General features: G+C 71.6%; 18 protein-coding genes. 11 read left to right on the forward strand and 7 right to left on the reverse strand.

Annotated elements, in window-relative coordinates:
* The 3 genes from ABZ923_RS28945 to ABZ923_RS28955 form a co-directional block, all read left to right on the forward strand.
* A partial coding sequence (locus ABZ923_RS28945; RefSeq protein WP_361477047.1) for a Tn3 family transposase occupies window positions 1-310 on the forward strand: 310 nt, incomplete at its 5' end.
* Between the two features lie 4 nt (window positions 311-314).
* Window positions 315-1,049, forward strand: coding sequence for a MerR family transcriptional regulator (locus tag ABZ923_RS28950; RefSeq protein WP_361477050.1), 735 nt, complete (start codon window positions 315-317; stop codon window positions 1,047-1,049).
* Complete coding sequence (locus tag ABZ923_RS28955) at window positions 1,046-1,885, forward strand: hypothetical protein (protein ID WP_361477052.1); 840 nt, start codon at window positions 1,046-1,048, stop codon at window positions 1,883-1,885. The genes ABZ923_RS28950 and ABZ923_RS28955 overlap by 4 nt, the downstream gene beginning before the upstream one ends.
* A 270-nt stretch (window positions 1,886-2,155) precedes the next feature.
* Here ABZ923_RS28955 and ABZ923_RS28960 read toward each other — a convergent pair whose 3' ends face one another.
* On the reverse strand, window positions 2,156-2,821 hold the full coding sequence (locus ABZ923_RS28960; protein WP_361477055.1) for a TetR/AcrR family transcriptional regulator: 666 nt from the start codon (window positions 2,819-2,821) through the stop codon (window positions 2,156-2,158).
* 286 nt (window positions 2,822-3,107) lie between these two features.
* Between ABZ923_RS28960 and ABZ923_RS28965 the strand changes: the two genes are divergently transcribed.
* The 3 genes from ABZ923_RS28965 (at window position 3,108) to ABZ923_RS28975 (ending at window position 7,434) form a co-directional block, all read left to right on the forward strand.
* The gene (locus ABZ923_RS28965; protein ID WP_361477058.1) at window positions 3,108-4,430 is read left to right on the forward strand and encodes a UDP-glucose/GDP-mannose dehydrogenase family protein; all 1,323 of its coding nucleotides are present in this window, start codon (window positions 3,108-3,110) and stop codon (window positions 4,428-4,430) included.
* A 100-nt stretch (window positions 4,431-4,530) separates the two neighbouring features.
* Window positions 4,531-5,739 carry a glycosyltransferase gene (locus ABZ923_RS28970; RefSeq protein WP_361477061.1) on the forward strand — a complete coding sequence of 403 codons (1,209 nt, stop codon included), beginning with the start codon at window positions 4,531-4,533 and terminating at the stop codon, window positions 5,737-5,739.
* A 78-nt stretch (window positions 5,740-5,817) separates the two neighbouring features.
* Window positions 5,818-7,434: an MDR family MFS transporter gene (locus tag ABZ923_RS28975; protein ID WP_361477064.1), complete on the forward strand. Its 1,617-nt coding sequence runs from the start codon at window positions 5,818-5,820 to the stop codon at window positions 7,432-7,434.
* A 161-nt stretch (window positions 7,435-7,595) separates the two neighbouring features.
* On the opposite strand, the gene ABZ923_RS28980 is transcribed toward ABZ923_RS28975, so the two are convergent.
* Window positions 7,596-8,222: a GyrI-like domain-containing protein gene (locus ABZ923_RS28980; RefSeq protein WP_361477067.1), complete on the reverse strand. Its 627-nt coding sequence runs from the start codon at window positions 8,220-8,222 to the stop codon at window positions 7,596-7,598.
* 213 nt (window positions 8,223-8,435) lie between these two features.
* On the opposite strand from ABZ923_RS28980, the gene ABZ923_RS28985 reads away from it, so the two are divergent.
* Window positions 8,436-8,870 (forward strand): VOC family protein, encoded by a 435-nt coding sequence (locus ABZ923_RS28985; protein WP_361477070.1) that lies wholly within the window; start codon window positions 8,436-8,438, stop codon window positions 8,868-8,870.
* A gap of 110 nt (window positions 8,871-8,980) precedes the next feature.
* Here ABZ923_RS28985 and folE read toward each other — a convergent pair whose 3' ends face one another.
* The 3 genes from folE to ABZ923_RS29000 all read right to left on the reverse strand — a co-directional run bounded on the left by folE (window position 8,981) and on the right by ABZ923_RS29000 (window position 10,717).
* Entirely contained in the window at window positions 8,981-9,637 is a 657-nt protein-coding gene (folE, locus tag ABZ923_RS28990; protein WP_361477073.1) for a GTP cyclohydrolase I FolE, read from the reverse strand.
* A 1-nt stretch (window position 9,638) separates the two neighbouring features.
* Window positions 9,639-10,094 (reverse strand): hypothetical protein, encoded by a 456-nt coding sequence (locus ABZ923_RS28995; RefSeq protein ID WP_361477076.1) that lies wholly within the window; start codon window positions 10,092-10,094, stop codon window positions 9,639-9,641.
* Window positions 10,095-10,168: 74 nt separating this feature from the next.
* Window positions 10,169-10,717, reverse strand: a complete 549-nt coding sequence (locus ABZ923_RS29000; RefSeq protein ID WP_361477079.1) for a DUF2231 domain-containing protein — start codon at window positions 10,715-10,717, stop codon at window positions 10,169-10,171.
* A 125-nt stretch (window positions 10,718-10,842) separates the two neighbouring features.
* On the opposite strand from ABZ923_RS29000, the gene ABZ923_RS29005 reads away from it, so the two are divergent.
* Window positions 10,843-11,586, forward strand: coding sequence for a helix-turn-helix domain-containing protein (locus tag ABZ923_RS29005; RefSeq protein ID WP_361477082.1), 744 nt, complete (start codon window positions 10,843-10,845; stop codon window positions 11,584-11,586).
* A gap of 197 nt (window positions 11,587-11,783) precedes the next feature.
* Here ABZ923_RS29005 and ABZ923_RS29010 read toward each other — a convergent pair whose 3' ends face one another.
* Window positions 11,784-12,575: an SDR family NAD(P)-dependent oxidoreductase gene (locus tag ABZ923_RS29010; protein WP_361477085.1), complete on the reverse strand. Its 792-nt coding sequence runs from the start codon at window positions 12,573-12,575 to the stop codon at window positions 11,784-11,786.
* Between the two features lie 120 nt (window positions 12,576-12,695).
* Between ABZ923_RS29010 and ABZ923_RS29015 the strand changes: the two genes are divergently transcribed.
* A complete protein-coding gene (locus tag ABZ923_RS29015; protein ID WP_361477088.1) occupies window positions 12,696-13,274 on the forward strand; it encodes a TetR family transcriptional regulator in 579 nt (192 codons plus the stop codon).
* A gap of 101 nt (window positions 13,275-13,375) precedes the next feature.
* Window positions 13,376-14,449, forward strand: a complete 1,074-nt coding sequence (locus ABZ923_RS29020) for an acyl-CoA desaturase (RefSeq protein WP_361477091.1) — start codon at window positions 13,376-13,378, stop codon at window positions 14,447-14,449.
* Window positions 14,450-14,464: 15 nt separating this feature from the next.
* Here the strand turns inward: ABZ923_RS29020 and msrA are convergent, their stop codons facing one another.
* Window positions 14,465-14,986 (reverse strand): peptide-methionine (S)-S-oxide reductase MsrA, encoded by a 522-nt coding sequence (gene msrA / locus ABZ923_RS29025; protein ID WP_361477093.1) that lies wholly within the window; start codon window positions 14,984-14,986, stop codon window positions 14,465-14,467.
* A 284-nt stretch (window positions 14,987-15,270) separates the two neighbouring features.
* On the opposite strand from msrA, the gene ABZ923_RS29030 reads away from it, so the two are divergent.
* On the forward strand, window positions 15,271-17,331 hold the full coding sequence (locus ABZ923_RS29030; protein WP_361477151.1) for a discoidin domain-containing protein: 2,061 nt from the start codon (window positions 15,271-15,273) through the stop codon (window positions 17,329-17,331).
* Window positions 17,332-17,388: the final 57 nt, after the last annotated feature.

A 17,388-nucleotide genomic window follows, 5' to 3' on the forward strand; every position in this document is an offset into this window, starting at 1 on the left:
TTCGCCGTGCCTGCGTACGCCCACCCGTTGCGGCACCATCCATCAGGCGTATCGGGACGGGATGGAGGACCAGCTCGGCTCCCCGGGACTGGTCCTCAACGCCGTGGTGCTGTGGACCACCCGGTACATCGACGCCGCCGTCGCCCAACTCCGTGCCGAGGGTCACGAGATCCGGGACGAGGACATCGCCCGCCTGTCTCCGCTCAAGCACCGCAACCTCAACGTCCCGGGTCGCTATGGCTTTACCGCCTCCACCCCGGCTGGCGGCGCCCTACGCTTGACCTTGACGCAACGGCAGGGTTTCTACTGACGGTATGCGAATCGGAGAGATCGCCGCGCTCGTGGGGCTCACCACCCGGGCGATCCGGCACTACCACCAGGTCGGGCTGCTTCCGGAACCGGAGCGGCGCCCCAACGGCTACCGGGCCTACGGCGTCCGCGATGCCGTCCTGCTCGCCCGGGTGCGCCGGCTCACCGAACTCGGCCTCAGCCTCGGTGAAGTGCGCGACACACTCGCCGACGATGCCGGGCGCGAACTGACCGAGGTATTGGAGGAACTCGACGCAGACCTGGCCCGCCAGGAGGCCGCCATCCGGGAGCGCCGCCGCCGGCTCGGCGCCCTGCTCGCCGAGCCGCCCGGCGCGACCGGGCCCGTCTCGCCCGCCCTCGCCGCACTGCTGGCACAGGCTCCCCGAACAGACTCGCCGAGCGCGGCCAAGGACCGCGAGTACCTCACGCTGCTGGACGCCACCAGCACCGGCAACCAAGAGATGCTCGCGCTGTTCGAAACGCTGATCGCCGATCCCGCGGTTGTCGAACTGTATGAGCGCCTCGACGCGCTCGCCGAAGCCCCCACCGACGATCCCCGGATCGCACCACTGGCAGCTGACCTGATGGCAGCCGTCCCCGAGGAGCTGTTCGCCGCGATCCCCGAGCACGGGGTAGTCGTGACCGGGTTCAAGGAGGCTCTGCTCGCCGAGTACACCCCCGCGCAAGCGGAAGTCGTGGGCCGGCTCATGGACGCTTTCGTGGAAAGGGGCCGGGGATGAGCGGCCAGTCAAGGGGCGTACGGGCGGCGCGAGTCGCGGTGGCCACCGTGCTGCCAGGGGAACTGGCCCTGGCGGCCTGCCTGGCAGCCGGGGTCCGGCCGCCCGGGTGGGCGCTGGCGGGCGCCGAGGCGCTGGTGCTCGCAGTGCTGCTGCTGGAGACCTGGGTGCTGCGCTCGCTGTACGTCGCCGCGCGCGCCCGCGGCGCGGACCGTAGGGCGGCTAGGCGGTCCGCCGTAGAGGAGGCGGTACCGGTGACGGTCCGCCGCCTGGTCCTCCACGAGCTGCGCGCCCTTGCTTCCCTGGGGCGGTGGGTCCGGCGCGGCACGCACGGGGTGCGCCCCGGGGACCTCGCTGCCCCGTACACCGGGCCCCAGACCGCGATGATGTACGGGCTGCTCTTCGTCATGGTGATCGAGACGGTGGGCCTGGCCTTCCTCATCCCTTGGCCGACGGTCCATCGGGTGATCCTGATACTCGACCTGTACGGCGTCGTCCTCGTGCTGGCCCTGCACGCCGCCTGCGTCACCCGGCCGCACGTCGTGCGCCCCGACGGCTCTCTGCGGATCCGCTACGGAGCCCTTTTCGACCTGGCCGTACCGCCGGACGCGGTCGCCTCGGTCCGGGTGGACCGGCGCTATCCCGAGGGCCGCCTGATCACCCTCTCCGAGGACGGGGTCCTCGACCTGATCGTGGGCAGCCAGACCTCGGTGACCCTGGAGCTGAAACGGCCACTCCCCTTCACCCGCCCGCTCGGCGCAACGGAAGAGGCCCACACCATCCGCTTCCACGCCGACGACCCACGCGCACTGGTCAGCGCACTCCATCAGCCCGCCTGATCACACAGGTTGGTCTTCGCCGCGACGGGGCGCCCGGCAAGGCGCTCCGATCGGCCGCTCGCCCGGTTACATGTTCGACTTCTCGGCATTCTCACAAATGACCACGGCGAAGGCATGGCACTGAACAACCTCGGCAACGCCCTGCGGGAGACTCCCGCACCGTCGCCACCGCCACCGCCCTCGGCCTCATCCGCCGGTGACCCAGGCACACGGACGCCCGGAGCCGCGCCCGGCCACAGGGTGTTGGGGCCACGCGCCGGGCACCGCGGCTCAGCGTTCGTCGGGGGTGTGCTCCCCGTCCCCTGGTCCAGTCGTCCCCGTGGCGTCCCGCGGTGCCGGGGCGAGCAGGACGTCGATGCCCGCCCGCAGGTACCGCTCCAAGGTGGCTTCCGACGCGGCGATCAGGGCCGGGGGCCGTATCTCGGTGCGCATCAGGCTGGTGCCGAGCATCCAGGCCGCCAGGAGTTCCGCGCGCAGGCCGGCGTCGGGGCCGCCGAGGCGGGAGGCCAGGCGCTCGGTGAACACCTCCGTGAAGTCGGCCCGCAGCCGGGCCAGCGCCTCGTCCCGGCCGGAGGACCGCAGGACCGACAGCACCGGGTGCGGGAAGTCGCCCTCCTTCGGCGTCCCCGACAGCAGCGCGCAGAACCAGTCGGGGATCGTCTCGACCGGCTCCTCCAGCAGGGGTTCAAATATCTTGCCGGTGCCCACCACGTCGTTGAACAACGCTTCCTTCGAGCCGAAGTAGCGGTAGACGAGGGCGGCGTCCACACCCACGTCACCCGCGATGTCGCGCACGCTGGTGCCCTCGTAGCCGTACTTGCCGAAGCGGAACGCGGCGGCGGACCTGAGCGCGGTGCGCGTGGCCGAGGCCGAGCGCCTGTGGGCTGGTCGGCAGACCTCCGCCTTCGGCGCCTCGCCGTCGTGTACTCCCGTCACGTCACCGCACCTCCGTCGCCCGCGGACCTCCCGCTGCCCGCCCCATGGTCCAGTGTGAAGCGGCTGTCTCAAAGTCACCGACCGTTGTCACCAATCGTTGACTTGTGTTCGCGCCGCGTGCCATACCTGAGGCAGGTCAACGATTGATGACTTCAACCTCGTTCTGCCGGGCCGTACGACGGAGTCGGCCCGTTCCGGGTCGCCCGCACGGCGCGAGGCACGCGTCCCCGACGCGCGTCCGACGCCGCCGCGCGCGGGCCCCACCGACCGGAAATGGGGATCTTCTGTGCCTACTCGACATGTCGCCGTGATCGGAACCGGTTACGTCGGACTGACCACCGGTGCCTGCCTGGCATCGCTGGGACACACCGTGGTGTGCGCCGACGCCGACCCGCACAAGGTCGAACGGCTGCGCGAGGCCCGGGTCGACATCCTGGAGCCCGATCTGCCGGAGACCGTGCGGGACGCCCTGGAGGCGGGCCGGCTGGAGTTCACCGGCGACACCGCGGCCGCCGTCGCCGAGGCCGAGGTGGTGTTCCTGTGCCTGCCCACACCCATGGGAGCGGGCGGCGCGGCCGACCTCGCCGCCGTCGAGGCCGTCGCCGGGGAGATCCGGGACATCCTGCGCCCCGACTGTGTCGTCGTCAACAAGTCGACCGTGCCGGTCGGCACCTGCGAGCGCGTCGCCGCACTGCTCGGCCGGGCCGACGTGACCGTGGTGAGCAACCCGGAGTTCCTGCGCGAGGGCCGCGCCGTCCACGACTTCCTGCACCCCGACCGCATCGTGATCGGCTCCGCCGACCGGGCCGCCGCCCGGCGCGTGGCCGACCTGTACGCCGCACTCGACGCGCCGCTGGTCCTCACCGACCCCGCCAGCGCCGAACTGACCAAGTACGCGGCGAACTTCTTCCTCGCGATGAAGCTGTCGTTCGCCAACAACCTCGCCACCCTCTGCGAGCGCTTCGGCGCCGACATCGCCGATGTCACCGAGGGCATCGGGCGCGATCCGCGCATCGGCTCGGCGTTCCTGCGGCCCGGGCCGGGCTGGGGCGGCTCCTGCCTGCCCAAGGACACCCACGCCCTGCTGACCGTGTGCGACCGGTCCGGGGTCGACTTCCCGCTGCTGAGCGCCACCATCGAGACCAACGTCGCCCACCAGCGCCGGCTGGTGGAACGGGTGGCCGCCGCGTGCGGGCGCGGCGAGGACGGCTCCCTGCACGGCGTACGACTCGCCCTGTACGGCCTGACCTTCAAGGCCGGCACCTCCGACCTGCGGGACTCGCCCGCGCTCGCCGTCGCCCGGCTGCTGCGCGAGCGCGGCGCCGAACTCACCGGGTACGACCCGGCGTTGTCGCAGGAGCGGCCCGACCTGAGCGATCTGGTCAAGCTGGTCGCCGACCCGGTGCGGGCCGCCGAGGGGGCCGCGGCCTGCCTGGTCCTCACCGAGTGGCCGGAGCTGCGGGACCTCGACTGGGCGGCGATCGCCGCGCGGATGAGCGGTCACGAGGTGCACGACTTCCGCAACCTGCTGGACGCGGACCTGCTCGCGCGCGCCGGGCTGAGCCGGCGGGGCATCGGGAGCCCGGCGGCGCCGGCGCGGGTGGCGTGAAGCACCCGCGGAACGACCGGAATTCCCGCTGATCCGCACGCGGCCGTCCGCCGGAAGTCCCCAACCCTTCCCGAGAGTTCTCACCAGAAAGGCTCACCCCATGCGGGTTCTGTGCACCACGCTCGGCAGTCCCTCGCACGGGCGCGCCCAGCTGCCCCTGCTGCGCGCCCTGGCCGAGGCCGGCCACCAGGTGCTGGTGGTCACCGCCGACACCCTTGCCCCGGTCTTCCGTGACGACGACGTCGAAGTGAACGCCGCACTGGAGCGGTTCAACCCGTTCGCCGCGGCCGGCCCGTACCTCGCCGCACTCCCCGAGCCCCCCGACATGACCAAGCCAACACCGGAGCTGACCCGGTTACTGCTGCGGGGCGTGGCCGGGGCCGCCGTCAAGCCGCAGCTGGACGTCCTGCTCCCCCTCGCCCGGGAATTCCGCCCCGATCTGATCCTGCGGGACGGCATGGACATGAGCTCGGTGCTCATCGCCGAGCTGCTGGGCGTACCGCAGCTTCCGACGCCCTCCGGGTTCAGCAACATCATGGACCCCGCCGAGATCCTGCCGCTGCTCAACGAACGGCGCGAGGAGCTGGGGCTGCCGGTGCGGGACGACCCGCTGTCCGTCGTACCGCACGGCCGCGTCGACTACGTACCGCCCGCCTTCTCCTTCGCCCGGAACCTGTCCGCGAGCTGGTCCTACCGGCAGACGGTCGACGTCGAGCGCCGCGGGGTACTGCCCCCGTGGGCGGCCGGACTGCCCACGGACCGGCCGCTGGTGTACGCCGCGATCGGTACGGCCCTGCCGGTGCTGCGGGAGCACATGGCGGAGTCGGCCGAGCCGCTGCCGGTCAAGCTGCCGGACACCGCCGAGAGCCTGCGCGCGATCGTGGGAGCGGCGGTCGAGCTGGACGACTGCACGGTGGTGGTGTCGACGTCCGGGCTGCCGCTGGACACCGACGGGCTGCCCGGGCACGTCCACGTCGCCGAGCACGTGCCGCAGCCGCTGCTGCTGGAGTCGGTCGACCTCTTCGTGACCCACGGCGGGTTCAACAGCATCCGGGAGGCCATGCGCACCGGCACACCGCTGGCGGTCCTGCCGCACTTCGGGGACCAGCACGCCAACGCCGAGCGCGTGGAGGAGCTGGGCCTCGGCCGCCACATCGCCGACCGCAGCGCGGCAGGCATCGCCGACGTGTGCCGCAAGCTGCTCGCCGACCCCGCTCCCCGGGCGCGCGCCCGGGCGGCCCAGCTGGCGATGCTCACGCTGCCGGACGTCGAGCAGGCGGTCGGCGACCTGGAGGGGCTCGTCGGGTAGCCCGGACCGCCCCGGCTTACGGGGCCGTTCCCGGAAGCCGGGGGCGGCCCCTCATCTCCCCCTCCCCTAGGACGACTTGTGACCTTCTCCGACTCCCGGCAGCAGGGCGCCGCCGGGGACGCGCCCGCACGGCTCAGTCACCGGCAGATCACCACCGTCATGTCCGGCCTGGTGCTCGGCATGTTCCTGGGGGCGCTGGACCAGACGGTGGTCTCCTCCGCCCTGCGCACCATCGCCGACGACCTGCAGGGGCTGACGGCCCAGGCATGGGTGACCACCGCCTACCTCATCACCGCGACCATCGCGACACCGCTGTACGGCAAGCTCTCCGACATCCACGGCCGCCGGCCCGTCTACCTCGCCGCGATCGCCCTGTTCACGGCGGGCTCACTGCTGTGCGGCTGCGCCACCTCGATCCACGAACTCGCCGCCTTCCGCGCCGTGCAGGGGCTCGGCGGCGGAGGGTTGATGTCACTGGCGATGACGATCGTCGCCGACATCACCACCCCCCGTGAACGGGGCCGCTACCAGGGCTACTTCATGGCCGTGTTCGGCGGTGCCAGCATCGTCGGCCCGCTCGTGGGCGGCGCGTTCGCGGACCGGAGCAGTCTGCTCGGCATCGACGGCTGGCGCTGGATCTTCCTGATCAACATGCCGCTCGCCGCCGCGGCGGCCGTGGCGATCGTCCGGGTGCTGCGCTTCCCCCACCGGCGCGTGCGGCACCGGCTCGACCTCCCGGGTGCGCTGGCCCTCGCCGTCGGGCTCGTGCCGCTGCTGACCGTCGCCGAGCAGGGCCGCAGTTGGGGCTGGGCCTCGCCCGGGGCCCTGCTGTCGTACGCGATCGGCGTGGTGGGGCTCACCGTGTTCGTCGTGGTGCAGTGGCGGACGGGTGACGCGGCGCTGCTGCCGCCGCGCCTGTTCCGCGTCCGCGCCTTCCGGCTGGGCGTGGGGCTGCACTTCGTCGTCGGGATCGGCATGTTCGGCGCGATGACGACGCTGCCGCTCTATCTCCAGCTCGTCCGCGGCATGAGCCCCATGGCGGCGGGCCTGGCCACCCTGCCCACGGTGTTCGCGAACCTCGCGGTGACACTCCTCGTGGGCCGGCTGATCTCCCGGACCGGCCGGTTCAAGGTCCATCTCGTCGCCGGGATCGGCTCGTTCACGGCGGCGATGCTCGTGTTCGCCACGCTCGGCGTGGACAGCCCGCTGTGGCAGGCGGCGCTCGGCATGGCGCTGATGGGCGCGGGACTCGGCGCGTCGATGCAGACGCTGACCACGCTCGCCCAGAGCGAGGTGCCCCGCACGGACATGGGCGCGGCGACGGCCTCGGTCAACTTCTTCCGCTCCAACGGCGGCACGGTCGGCACCGCCGCGTTCCTCTCGGTCCTGTTCTCCACGGCGGCCGGCCGGATAGCCGACCGGCTGGCCGAGGCCCGCCACGACCCGGCCTACCGCCGGCTGCTGGCCCAGCCCGACAACGCCCACGCCCTCGCGGGAGTGCTGCGCCCCGGCGGCGGTGTCGACCTGGAGGACTCCGCCTTCCTGCACGCGCTCGACCGGGGCGCCGCGCTGCCGTTCCTGGAGGGGTACGTCGCCTCGATGCGCATCGTCTTCCTCACCGGCGCCGCGGTGGCGCTGGTCGCCTTCCTGCTCGCGGCCTGGCGGGTACCGAACCTGACGCTCTCCGACGAGTAGTGCCGCCTTGCGGCGTTCGCGCGCGCCGCGGCCCTGCTGGTGACCGGCCGTCCCAGGGGGATGTCGTCCAGCCGGCCGGCGCCGGTCACGGTGCACCTCCAACCGCCCGGCTGGAGGGGAAGCAGACGTAGGGGGCGTCCGGCCGCGTTGAGCGAGGCCCCTCAACCGGATCGCGTTTCCACCGGCTGCCGCAGGATCGTCCTGAGCTTGGCGGGATCGGTCCTGCGCGGGTCGCTGAGGTAGATCTCGTGGTGCAGTCCCGCCTCCCGCAGGTCGTTGGCGGGGAGGTATGCGTGATGCAGCCTGGTCAGGATCGGTGTCTCGTCGTCATAGGAGCCGATGTGGAGGACCTGGGCGCTGGTGCCCTCGTGCAGTGTCTCCGACCGGACGTCGGCGATGGCCGGGAGGGTCTTCTTGGCCAAGGCGGTGTGCTTGGCCTCTTCGAGCATGTCGGCGGTGATCCAGTCGGGGACGTTGATGAGCAGTGTCCAGTGCCAGTTGTCCTTCAGCCTGGCCAGGAAGTCGTTCATGTCGTCCGCCCACCACAGTCCTTCGAGGGGGCCCACGACGAAGTTCTTGCCGAGGTCGTTCCTGCTCGCGAACTTGGCGGTGTACGCGACCGCGTAGAGCGCCTCGACCGCGTGGCGGTATGCGGCGACGCTGTTCGGGTCACCGTGCCCGTCGATGGCGAGGAAACGCAGCTCGGGGATGTCGACGAGTTCCCAGTCGGTGTTCTTGGGCGCGTAGCACTTCTTGAGCTCGCGCTTGACGTCGTATGGGGTGGTCATGTGGGGGAGCCTTCCTCTTGGTGAGGCGGGCGGCAAGGTGGGGCGGGATCGGCGCGTTCCTTGTCGTTGGGCCGCTACGAGACGATGTGCACGTCGATGCGGAAGAGACTCGACTGAGGTTCTCCCGCACCTGGTCGCGTCGCTCGCGTGGACCGTGGATCCCCCGGGGGAAATGGGCGGCAGGGGCGCCTTGGTACGCGGTACGGTGCGCCGATGTCAGTGATCAAGAAGTTCCAAGTCACCTTCGACTGCGCGGAACCCGAGCGCCTCGCTCGTTTCTGGTGCGAGGCGCTGGGGTACGTCGTACCGCCGCCGCCCGAGGGGTTCGGCACCTGGGACGATTACCACCGCACCCTGCCTCCGGAGCAGCGGGGATCCTGGTTCGCCTGCAGTGACCCCTCGGGCGTGGGCCCGCGCCTGTTCTTCCAGCGTGTCCCCGAGGGCAAGGTCGTCAAGAACCGGGTGCATCTCGATGTCCGGGTCGGCACCGGGCTGGTGGGGGCCGAACGCCTCGCCGTGCTCGAAGCGGAGTGCGCACGACTGGTCGCGCTCGGCGCGACCCATGTGCGCACGCTGTATGCCGATGAGGAAAACGAGTCGTGCATCCCGATGCTCGACATCGAGGGCAACGAGTTCTGTATCGACTGAGTACCGTGCGAGCCCGGGGAGGCGGGAAGCCGCCTCCCCGGGCCTCTCTTCTGCCCTGATCGGCCTTGGACGCGCCACCGGAGGGCATCGCCTCCGGTGGCGTCGTCGCGTCAGCCGGCTGCTCCCGTGAGGGCGAGGAACTCGCTGCGGGAGCGGGCGTCGGATCGCAGCAGGCCGAGCAGGGTGGAGGTCATGGTGCTGGATCCGGTCGCCTGGACGCCACGCAGGGTCATGCAGGCGTGTTCGGCCTCGATGACCACGCCGACGCCCTTGGGTTCCAGGTTGGTCTGCAGCCAGTCGGCGACCTGTTTGGTGAGGCGTTCCTGGACCTGGGGGCGGCAGGCGAAGTGCTCGACGACACGGGCCAGCTTGGACAGGCCCAGGATCCGGGCGCCGGGCAGGTAACCGACGTGGGCGGTGCCGACGATCGGCAGCAGGTGGTGCTCGCAGACGGTCCGGACCGGTATGCGGCGAGCAAGGACGAGTTCGTCGTAGCCCTCGTCGTTGGGGAAGGTGGTCAGGTCGAAGGGGCGCGGGGTGAACAGTTCGGCGTACGCGCGGGCCATCCGTCCCGGTGTGCCGCGCAGGCTCTCCGAGGCGGTGGAGACGCCGAGGGCCTCGAGGAACTGGCCGGCCGCCTGCTCCGCGGCGGCCAGGTCGATGCCTCCGGTTTCGTGGACGACCCGCAGGGCGGGCCGTGCGGGTGCCGTGTCCTCGTCGTCCAGCAGGTCCGTCAGGGCGGTGGTGCGGCGGGGGCGCTCGGTCATGTCAGCTGCCCCCGACGCCGAGGGCGCTCAGCAGGACCAGGACGAGGGTGGCCACGGCGAACAGACCGTGTGCCACGACGACGGGCACCGGGAGGTGCCGTTCGGCGGGAACAGCCCCTTCACCGCCCTGAGCCGTTGCCGTGGCGGTCGTCCCGGCGGCGGCGCGGTCGCGGTGGACGGGGATCCAGCGGGCCAGCATCACGAACCCCAGCAGGGCGACCGGCAGCAGCAGCCCGAACGAGGTCCAGGCCAGGGCGGTCCTGTCGGCCACCACGTAGACGATCCACACCACCAGTCCGATCGCGGCCAGGGCGAAGTGACCGAAGAGGACCGGTGCGGGGAGGCGGCTGGTGCCGGCTTGCTGCTGCCGGATGCCGCCGCGTTGGATCCAGGTGCCGAGCATGTAGAAGCCGCCGAGGGCGGTGACCACCCAGGTGATCAATGCGGCGATGTCCATGGGGACTCCAGGTGCGGTCGGGGGTGGCGGGCGGTCGGGGCGGGCCGGCCGCCATGGTGGGGACGGGGGGCGAGTCAGGCGGGGGTACGCGGGCTGCCGCGGCCGGGGTCGGGGGTGTATCCGTCGGCCTGGGTGTTCTCGTCGGCGACGCGCACGCCGTAGCGGTAGGCGAGCTTGCCGCCCAGGAATCCCGAGACGGCGAGGGCCGCCACGCTGACCGCGGACAGGACGAGCCGGCCGGTTCCGACGCTTCCGCCGGCGGTGTAGTCACCGTGTCGCCACAGGAAGTTGACGACGTAGGCGGCGGTCACCAGCAGGTTCAGCGTCATGTGCACCAGGGCGGTGCGGAAGGCCCGGGTGCCGGCGGGGATCGCGAACAGGTCGAGGAAGCCGACCATGGCCGCGAGCAGGGCGCCGATCACCCCGACCGCGATCAGCCACTCCGAGGACTGGGTGAGGAAACCGGGGCGGTGCACGACGTGGGAAGCGATGTCGAACACCAGGCTGGTCACCCAGGCACCGATCGGCACGGTCACCAGGATCGGGTGGAACGGGTGGCCGTACGGGCCGGCGAGCGCGGCACTGACCGGGCGCTTCGCCTGAAGCTGTGACTCATGGGCCATGGCCATCGACCTCCCAGGGGTTTCACCAATGATTCTTGGTCTTATTGGGAGGGGGCGTCAAGATGCTCGACGGAAGAGGCGAGAAGAACGCTTGTGCCCATGCCGATGGGAGTTACCGTGGTCGTGTGGCTTCCGATCCGAGTGAGCAGTTCGACACGGCCGACAGCGCCATCGACTCCGTCAGCGTCCTGAGCGAGGACTCGCGGCGGCGCATGTTCGCCTTCATCCGCCGTGCCCGCCGCGCCGTCACCCGTGACGAGGCCGCCGCCAGCGTCGGCATATCCCGCAAGCTGGCCGCCTTCCACCTCGACAAACTCGTCGACGCCGGACTGCTCCGCGCGCACTACGAGACGCCCGGCGGGATACGCAAGGTCGGCCGGCAGCCCAAGGTCTACGAGCCCACCGACGCCCAGATCACCGTGAGCATCCCCGACCGCCGCCACGAACTCCTGGCGGACCTGCTCCTGGACGCCGTCCTCACCGAAGGCCGGGACGAGAACGCCGCAGAGGCGGCGGTGCGGACCGCCGGGCAGCGCGGCCGGCAGCTGGGCGAGACCGCGCGGGAGGAGACCCGGCCGGGCCGCCTGGGCCCCGAGCGGGGGCTGACCGCGTGCGAGCGGCTGCTGGAGCAGTACGGCTACGAACCCGTCCGGGAAACCCCCACCCGGCTGCGGCTGCGCAACTGCCCCTTCCACCCGCTGGCGGGGAAGGCCCCGGACCTGGTGTGCGGCATGAACCACGCCTTCCTGAGCGGCTACCTGGAGGGCCTGGAGGTCAACGGCGTCCACGCCGTCCTGGCCCCCGAGTCCGGGGAGTGCTGCGTACGGCTGGGCCCGAGCGACGCGGCTCGCGAGGACGGGGCCGGCTGAGGCGCCCGCGCGAGCACGAGCAGCGCCGCCCGCGGACCCGGCGGGTTCGCCTCCGTCTCCCCCCCGCCCCCGGCCTCGTGACGGTCAGCGGCCGGTGGCCGACGGACGCCACCGGCTGCGTCGGCCCCCCGGGCCGGGAGCCGGAGGCCTTCACACCGCGCCCGCCGCTCCGGCGGGGCGCCCGGGAGGCCGGTCGGTCACCGGCTCGTGCGCTGTGCCGCCACGATCGCCTTCAGGGTCTTCTCCGCGCCCGCGCGCCGCTGCACCCGTTCGGCGAACGCCGGGAACTGTGACGCGATCCTGGTCAGGAACCGCAGTTCGAGCGGGGCGACGTTGATCTCGGCGGCGTTGCGTTCGATCGCGCGCGTGACACCCCTGACCACCTGCCCCGGTGCGACCGTGCGGACGCCGGCGGGCGTGGGTGAACCGGTGTCGGCGAACATCCCGAGGTCGCGGACGAACCCGGGCTGCACGATGGAGACGCCGACGCCGGTGCCGTGCAGATCCTGGCGGAAGGCCAGGGAGAAGCCGCGGAGGCCGAACTTCGTCGCGGTGTACAGGGACGACGACTTGGTGGCGGCCATGCCCGACAGGGAGCCGACGAAGCAGATGTGGCCGTGTCCGCGGGCCACCATGCCGGGGGCGAGCAGCCGTGCGAGCATCGCGGGGGCGCGCAGGTTCACCGCGAGCGCCCGGTCGATCTGGTCGGGCGTGTAGTCGAGCAGGTCGCCGCTGGAGGGCAGCGCCGCGTTGGCGATGAGGATGTCCGCGCCGGCGGCTTCCTCGGCGAGTCGCCTGACGTCCTCGTCGTCGGCGAGATCGGCCAGGACCGTCCGGGCCCCGTAGCGGTCGGCCAGGGGTTCCAGTGCCTCCCTCCGCCGCCCGGTGAGGACGAGGTGTGCGCCGCGCGCGGACATCTCCGCGGCGATGGCGCCGCCGATGCCGCCCGTGACTCCGGTGAGCAGAACAGTTGCCCCGGCAATGTGCACGACTACCCTCCCATGTTGTTCGTTCGAACGAACAGTAGGGACGGCGGGCGTTTCTGTCCACCGCGTCGACGGCGCACGTGCGGTCCTGGGCGGAAGGCCGCTGATGGAACAATGCATGGCATGCCGAACGCCGCCCCCTCCGCCTCCACCCGCCAGCGCATCATCACCGCCGTCCTGCGGATCATCGGCGAGGACGGGGTCGCTGCCGTCACCAACCGGCGCATCGCCCGGGAGGCGGGGGTGTCGCTCGGCTCGGTGACGTACCACTTCGAGACCCAGCACGAGCTGCTGCGCGAGAGCCTGCTGCACTTCGTGCGCGAGGAGGCCCGGCACTTCACCGAGCTGGCCGACCAGTGCCGGACCGACGGCATCGGCGTGGAGGAGGCCGCGTCCCTGGCCGGCCAGGTCGCGTGCGGCACGGCGCTGGACAGTGCCCATCTCGCCCCGTTCGAGCTGTACCTGCACGCCGGGCGCGACGAACGGCTGCGGGAGGCGGCGGCGGAGGCGTTCCGGGCCTACGACCGGCTCGCCACCCGGATCCTCACCGCTCTGGGCGTCCCGGGCGCGGAGCACCTGGCGGCCACCACGGTCGCCGTGGTGATGGGCCTGCAACTGCGCCGGCTGGCCACCGGAAGCCCGGCGGAGGACCTGGTCGACGCCCTCCTGCTGCTCGCACGGGGCGCCGCCGCCCAGGGCTGACTCACGGGGGAAAACCCCCGGCAGCCGGTGGGGCGGGCCTCCTGCGCATACGGTGGCGGGCAGGCTTCTTCGTGCCGGACGGCGTCTCCAGAATTCTCGGCATGACGATCTCTTCCGATGCCTCCCCCGCGAGTCCCCGGGCCACCGTCGATGCGGGCACGTCGCGCTCCGGTGCCGGCAGCGACTTCGCGCGGCTGTCCCGGCGGATCGCCGAGGCCGGCCTGCTGGAGCGGCGCCCCGGCTACTACACGGTGCGGCTCGCTCTCGTCGTCGGGGCGTTCGCCGGCGGCTGGGCGGCCTTCCTCGCCCTCGGCGACACCTGGTGGCAGCTGGCCGTGGCCGCCTTCCTGGCCCTGGTGTTCGGGCAGGTCGCCCTGGTGGCGCACGATCTGGCGCACCGGCAGGTCTTCCGGCGGCGCCGGCACAGCGAGTTCGCGGGACGGCTGTTCGGCAACCTCGGTGTCGGCATGAGCTACGGCTGGTGGATGAACAAGCACACCCGCCACCACGCCCACCCCAACCATGAGGAACTCGACCCCGATGTCGCCCCGGACATCCTGGTGTGGTCCGCCGAACAGGCCCGCGCCAGCCGGGGCCTGGCCCGCTTCCTCGGCGGTCACCAGGCGGTGCTGTTCTTCCCGCTGCTGACCCTGGAGGGCTTCAACCTGCACGTCGCGAGTGTGCGGGCGCTGCGCTCACCGTTCATGAAGAACCGGGTGCTGGAGGGCGCGCTGCTCCTGGCGCACATGGCCGCCCTGCTCTCCGCCCTGTTCCTGGTGCTCTCACCGGGCAGGGCGGTGGCGTTCCTCGCCGTGAACCAGTGCCTGTTCGGCCTCTACCTGGGCTGCACCTTCGCCCCCAACCACAAGGGCATGCCGACGCTCACCGGTGACCAGCAGCTCGACTTCCTGCGCCGCCAGGTCCTGACGTCCCGCAACGTACGCGGCGGCCTGCTCACCGACATGATGCTGGGCGGCCTCAACCACCAGATCGAGCACCACCTGTTCCCGGGCATGCCCACGGTCCACCTGCGCCGGGCCCGGCTGATCGTGCGGCGGTACTGCGCCGAGATCGGGGTGCCGTACCACGAGACGGGACTGGTCCGGTCCTACCGCGAGGCGCTGACGCACCTGCACCGCGTGGGCGAGCCGATCAGGCAGCGGCGCAGGGCGTGAACAACGAGCGGCGGCTCAGCCGGCCGGGGACGAGGCCCGGCGCGGCAGCTTCCAGCCGGGGCGCGGGAAGTGACAGGTGTAGCCGTCCGGGTAGCGCTCCAGATAGTCCTGGTGCTCGGGCTCGGCCTCCCAGAAGTCGCCCACCGGCTCGACCTCGGTGACCACCTTGCCCGGCCACAGGCCGCTCGCCTCGACGTCCGCGATGGTGTCCAGGGCGACGCGGTGCTGTTCCTCGTCGGCGTAGAAGATGGCGGACCGGTAGCTGCGCCCGATGTCGTTGCCCTGGCGGTCCCTGGTGGTCGGGTCGTGGATCTGGAAGAAGAACTCCAGGAGGTCGCGGTAGCTCGTGACCTTCGGATCGAAGAGGATCTCGATGGCCTCCGCGTGGTCGCCGTGGTTGCGGTAGGTGGCGTTCGGCGTGTCACCGCCGCTGTAGCCGACGCGGGTGGACACCACGCCCGGCTGCTTGCGGATCAGGTCCTGCATGCCCCAGAAACAACCGCCCGCCAGTACGGCCCGCTCGGTTTCCGATGTCATCGGTCGCTCCCTCACCCTCGAGCCGCTGTCCGGCGCGGACGTCGACGTACGGTTCTCACGTCCACCCAGCTTATTACCACGCCCGAGCAAGCATCGAGCGGGCCTGGGCGTACATCGGCGGGCGTACCAGGCGCCGAAGTCTTGACTCGGCAGGCGGCACTGGCGATCCTCATGGCGCACAGTTTACGCAGACATGACAAAGCGATATCGCGCGTGTCCCCGGGCCCCGACCTCCTCGCCGGCCGACCGCGCATCCCGCCGACCGAGGGACGTGGGCCGTGGCCATGACCAGCCGCCCGTACCGCCGACGCAAGAACGTCACCGTGATGTCACTGCTCCTCCTCGTCCTGGCCGTCGTACTCGGTCCCACTCCGAGTGCGGCGGCCGGGAACGACTGGTGGGTCCCGGGCGCACGACCGACGCCGGACTCGGGGATCGGCGTCACCGGCGAGCCGTTCACCGGCACGGACGCCCGGGGCCGGGTGCGCGGGTTCGTCGACGCCCACGACCACCTCTTCGCCAACGAGGCCTTCGGCGGGCGCCTCATCTGCGGGAAGGTCTTCTCCGAGGCCGGGATCGCCGACGCGCTCAAGGACTGCCCCGAGCACTACCCCGACGGGTCGCTGGCCGTCTTCGACTTCATCACCAAGGGCGGTGACGGCCGGCACGACCCGGTCGGCTGGCCCACCTTCAAGGACTGGCCCGCCCACGACTCCCTGACCCACCAGCAGAACTACTACGCCTGGGTGGAGCGGGCCTGGCGCGGCGGCCAGCGGGTGCTCGTCAACGACCTCGTCACCAACGGTGTGATCTGCTCGGTCTACTTCTTCAAGGACCGCAGCTGCGACGAGATGACGTCCATCCGGCTGCAGGCGAAGCTGACGTACGACCTCCAGGCCTACGTCGACAGGATGTACGGCGGCCCGGGCAAGGGCTGGTTCCGGATCGTCACCGACAGCGCCCAGGCGCGGGACGTCATCGAGCAGGGCAAGCTGGCGGTCGTCCTGGGCGTGGAGACCTCCGAGCCCTTCGGGTGCAAGCAGATCCTGGACGTCCCGCAGTGCGACAGGAAGGACATCGACGCCGGCCTGGACGAGCTGTACGCGCTGGGTGTGCGCAGCATGTTCCTGTGCCACAAGTTCGACAACGCCCTGTGCGGCGTCCGCTTCGACTCCGGCACGCTCGGCACGGCCATCAACGTCGGGCAGTTCCTGTCGACCGGCACCTTCTGGAAGACGGAGAAGTGCACGGGCCCGCAGCACGACAACCCGATCGGCTCGGCCGCGGCGCCCGGGGCCGAGGCGAAGCTCCCGGCGGGCGTGAGCGTCCCCTCGTACGGCTCGGACGCACAGTGCAACGTCCGTGGGCTCACCGACCTCGGTGAGTACGCCGTGCGCGGCATGATGAAGCGCAAGATGATGCTGGAGATCGACCACATGAGCGTCAAGGCCGTGGGCCGGGCGCTCGACATCTTCGAGGCCGGCTCCTACCCCGGTGTGATCTCCTCGCACAGCTGGATGGACCTGAACTGGACCGAGCGGGTCTACGGCCTCGGCGGCTTCGTCGCCCAGTACATGCACGGCTCCGAGGGATTCGTGGCCGAGGCGAACCGCACCAAGGCGCTGCGGGACAAGTACGGCGTCGGATACGGCTACGGCACGGACATGAACGGTGTCGGCGGCTGGCCGGGCCCCCGGGGCGCGGACGCCCCGAACAAGGTCACGTACCCCTTCCGGAGCGTCGACGGCGGTTCCCTCGTCGACCGCCAGACCACGGGCGAGCGCACCTGGGACCTGAACACCGACGGGGCCGCGCACTACGGCCTGGTCCCGGACTGGATCGAGGACATCCGGCTCGTCGGCGGACAGGACGTGGTGAACGACCTCTTCCGGGGCGCCCAGTCCTACCTGGACACCTGGGGAGCGACCGAGGGGCACCAGGCGGGCGTCGACCTCGCCCGGGGCGCACCGGCCACGGCCAGTTCGACGGAGTGGTGGAACCCGTTCACCAGCTACGCGCCGGGCCGCGCCGTCGACGGCGACCGGGACACCCGCTGGGCCAGCGAGTGGAGCGACGGCCAGTGGCTGCGGATCGACCTGGGCGCCACGCACCGGGTCGGGCGGGTCACGCTCGACTGGGAGCGCGCGTACGGGAAGGCGTACGGCATCCAGCTGTCGACGGACGGCGCGAACTGGCAGACGGTCTGGTCGACCACCACGGGCGACGGCGGCCTCGACACCGCCCGGTTCCCTGGCACACCGGCGCGCTACGTCCGCGTCACGGGCACGGAGCGCGGCACCGGGTGGGGCTACTCGCTGCGCGAGGTCGGCGTGCACAGCAGCTGAGAGACGGGCCGGGGGGTGACGCCCTGAGACGGCGCGGGCAACCCCCCGGCCAAGAAC

Origin of the sequence: Streptomyces sp. NPDC046881 (genome assembly GCF_040645015.1) — a bacterium.
In the GTDB taxonomy this organism is placed as follows: Bacteria; Actinomycetota; Actinomycetes; order Streptomycetales; family Streptomycetaceae; genus Streptomyces.

Bases quoted from the DNA above. Each gene is read 5' to 3' on its own strand.
- ABZ923_RS28950 (WP_361477050.1), top strand. From the start codon at position 315: ATGCGAATCGGAGAGATCGCCGCGCTCGTGGGGCTCACCACCCGGGCG.
- ABZ923_RS28955 (WP_361477052.1), top strand. From the start codon at position 1,046: ATGAGCGGCCAGTCAAGGGGCGTACGGGCGGCGCGAGTCGCGGTGGCC.
- ABZ923_RS28970 (WP_361477061.1), top strand. From the start codon at position 4,531: ATGCGGGTTCTGTGCACCACGCTCGGCAGTCCCTCGCACGGGCGCGCC.
- ABZ923_RS28980 (WP_361477067.1), bottom strand. From the start codon at position 8,222: ATGACCACCCCATACGACGTCAAGCGCGAGCTCAAGAAGTGCTACGCG.
- ABZ923_RS28985 (WP_361477070.1), top strand. From the start codon at position 8,436: ATGTCAGTGATCAAGAAGTTCCAAGTCACCTTCGACTGCGCGGAACCC.
- folE (WP_361477073.1), bottom strand. From the start codon at position 9,637: ATGACCGAGCGCCCCCGCCGCACCACCGCCCTGACGGACCTGCTGGAC.
- ABZ923_RS28995 (WP_361477076.1), bottom strand. From the start codon at position 10,094: ATGGACATCGCCGCATTGATCACCTGGGTGGTCACCGCCCTCGGCGGC.
- ABZ923_RS29000 (WP_361477079.1), bottom strand. From the start codon at position 10,717: ATGGCCCATGAGTCACAGCTTCAGGCGAAGCGCCCGGTCAGTGCCGCG.
- ABZ923_RS29015 (WP_361477088.1), top strand. From the start codon at position 12,696: ATGCCGAACGCCGCCCCCTCCGCCTCCACCCGCCAGCGCATCATCACC.
- ABZ923_RS29020 (WP_361477091.1), top strand. From the start codon at position 13,376: ATGACGATCTCTTCCGATGCCTCCCCCGCGAGTCCCCGGGCCACCGTC.
- msrA (WP_361477093.1), bottom strand. From the start codon at position 14,986: ATGACATCGGAAACCGAGCGGGCCGTACTGGCGGGCGGTTGTTTCTGG.
- ABZ923_RS29030 (WP_361477151.1), top strand. From the start codon at position 15,271: ATGACCAGCCGCCCGTACCGCCGACGCAAGAACGTCACCGTGATGTCA.